At 42.3% G+C, this 2,989-nt stretch carries 2 protein-coding genes; both read left to right on the top strand.

The genetic code is table 11. The annotated features are described in order from the left end of the window. Nucleotides 1-2,627, top strand: a 2,627-nt coding sequence (locus QWZ08_RS23735; protein ID WP_290340100.1) for a tail fiber domain-containing protein, incomplete at its 5' end; no start/stop codon positions are given. 142 nt (nt 2,628-2,769) lie between these two features. Next, nucleotides 2,770-2,989: phage tail-like protein (locus QWZ08_RS23730; RefSeq protein WP_290340099.1), on the top strand; the 220-nt coding region annotated here is incomplete at its 3' end.

The raw sequence follows: 2,989 nt of genomic DNA, 5'->3' as shown, positions 1-2,989 counted from the left end.
GTATATCCGCTGCAACAGATGCGGCTATCAGCTCTCCCGCCAATGGCCAGATATTGCAATACAATATCGTTACCGGCAAATGGGTAAATACAACCCCCGGCTTTTTGAGTTCTTACACAGAAACAGATCCGGTGGTTAGAGCAGTTAATGGAATAATAAAAAGCAATGGAACAACCATTAGTGCAGCTGTCGCTGGAACAGATTATGTAATTCCGTCGGGAAATATAACAGGAAGCGCCGGTTCTTTTACTGGAAGTCTGGCCGGTGATGTGACCGGTATACAAAGTGCAACCATTGTGAGAAAAATAAACGGCACTTCATTGGCGGGACTTGGAACTGGCATTATCAAAAATACCACCGGTACAGGTGTTCCCTCCATAGCAGTAGCCGCTGATTTTCCAACGTTAAATCAAAATACAACAGGAACTGCCGCAGGATTATCAGTGAACATTGATGAAAGTCAGGTCAATAATTTGATAACGGATTTGGCAGCCAGGGCTCCGCTTGCTTCACCCGCGCTAACAGGTGTGCCAGTAGCGCCGACAGCGGCCACTGGTAACAATACAACTCAAATTGCTACTACTGCTTTTGTAAAAGCAGCAATTAGTGCAGGCTCTTCAGCATCTTTCTCAGGCAGTCTGGCAGGAGAAGTTACCGGTACACAAGGAGCAACCGTTGTGGGTAACGCAGCCGTTATTGGAAAGGTATTGACGGGCTATACATCCGGATCAGGAACGGTTGTTGCGACAGATAATATATTACAAGCTATCCAAAAAATAAATGGAAATGACGCTTTAAAAGCACCACTTGCTTCACCAACGCTAACTGGTACTCCGGCAGCGCCGACGGCGATCGCAGGTACCAATACTACACAAATTGCCACAACGGCTTTTGTTAATACCGCGGTTAACGGTGGCGCCGCTTTTGCCTGGGGTCTAACAGGAAACTCCGTTACCGCTGGTTCACAATTTGTTGGCTCCACAAATAATGTATCACTGAGAATGAGAACGAATAATCTTGAAAGAATGATGATTGACAGCGTAGGAAATGTTGGTATTGGTGGTTCAGGTTTTAACAGTACCTATCCTGAAAAATTACTTGTTGATGCAGGTACCACTTCTTCTGTAAATGCCATAGTAGGTAAGGGTTCTGTCAATAATTATCTTCAGCTAAATATTCAAAATAATTCTTCAGGTACCAATGCTTCCTCTGATGTGGTGGCTACAGCCGACAATGGAGATGAAACTACCAACTATGTTGATATGGGAATCAATGGCAGTGGCAATACCAGCAGCGTAATGGGAGGCGCTAACGATGGTTATCTATACACAAAGGGTAATAATTTCTTATTGGGTACAGCCAATGCTTCAAAGTCGTTAGTGTTTATGACGGGAGGCCAGATACAGTCAACCTATGAAAGGATGCGCATAGATGGTAACGGAAACGTAGGTATTGGTGTCACCAGCCCTTCATACAAATTACAAGTAAGTGCTGCTTCTAATCCATTGCAGCTTACAGGACTTCAAACGGGTGCCAATACCGATAGTGTTTTAACAGTTTCTAATGGTGTAGTTAAAAGATTAAGTCCGGCTTCATTGACTACTTCGTCCTCTAATGCGTGGGCTTTGGTTGGTAATACAGGGAGTGCCACTACAAAACTCGGTACCACTGGAAATTATGACCTTCCTCTTATAACAAATAATACCACCCAAATGACAGTTACTGCGGATGGAAATATTGGTATTGGCAGCACCAGTTTTGATGCTAGTCAACCGGAAAAATTACTGGTAGATGGTGGCACTACTTCCACCAGCAATCTTATTGGTGCTTATGCTGATATCAATAATTATGTTCAGATTGGTGTTCAAAACAGAAACAGTGGTAATTCAGCCAGCTCTGATATTGTTGCTACCGCAGATAATGGAACTAACACAACCAACTATATTGATATGGGTATCAATAGTTCATCTTATGCCAATAACAATTCCAATCTTTTAAACAGGGTTAACGTCGGTTATTTATATTCCAACGCCACAGCAGATTTTTTTATTGGTAATGGTGCCACCAATCAGGACATGATATTTTTTACCAACAACGGTTCTGCAGGTACTGTTACTGCTAACGGAAATGAAGCAATGAGGATTGACGCAAATGGTAATGTGGGTATTGGCGGTACCTCCCGAAATGTTAGTGGTACAGCTACAACCAATCCGGAAAAATTAGTAGTATCAGGTAATATCGTTCCAAGAACTTCCGGCAGTGGCACCATAGGTACATCTACTTACAAATGGAATGCGGTATACGCCACCAATGGAACAATACAAACATCCGACAGAAGAATGAAAACAAATATCCTGGATTTAAAGTATGGATTAAAAGAAGTGCTGGCTATGCGGCCCGTAAGCTTTAATTGGAAAACAACGCCTGGCAGTAATAACAAAGTCGGCCTGATAGCGCAGGAGGTAAAGGCCATCGTACCTGAAGTGGTAAGCGGAGATGAAACAAAGGAAACATTGGGATTAAACTATGCAGAACTGGTACCTGTATTGATCAATGCAGTTAAAGAACAACAAAAGGAAATAGAAGCGTTGAAGAAAATGATTGAAAAATCAGCGGAAAAAAAGTGACGGGTTTTCTGCAGATGAATTGAAATTTAAAACGGCATTGATAAAACAAATAAAAAGAAGATCCCGACTGATTAAATCAAAAAGAAAGAAAATGTACAAAACATAAAACACAAATCCTTACATCCAAACATTCGATATTACCATGAAACAATTCCTTACCACCGTTATTTTTGTGTTTGCATTTGCAACCCTTTCACACACTGCAGGCGCCCAGAATATGGCAATTAACGCAGATGGTTCAACACCCGATGCCAGCGCTATGGTGGATATTAAAAGTACTGCCAAAGGCTTTTTGTTACCGAGGATGACGACTACGCAGCAAAATGCCATTCCCTCACCGGCAACCGGCCTGCTTATATTCA

Origin of the sequence: Ferruginibacter paludis, from assembly GCF_030409685.1 — a bacterium.
GTDB classification, from domain to species: Bacteria; Bacteroidota; Bacteroidia; order Chitinophagales; family Chitinophagaceae; genus Ferruginibacter; species Ferruginibacter paludis.
This window is presented reverse-complemented; position numbering and strand designations above follow the sequence as displayed.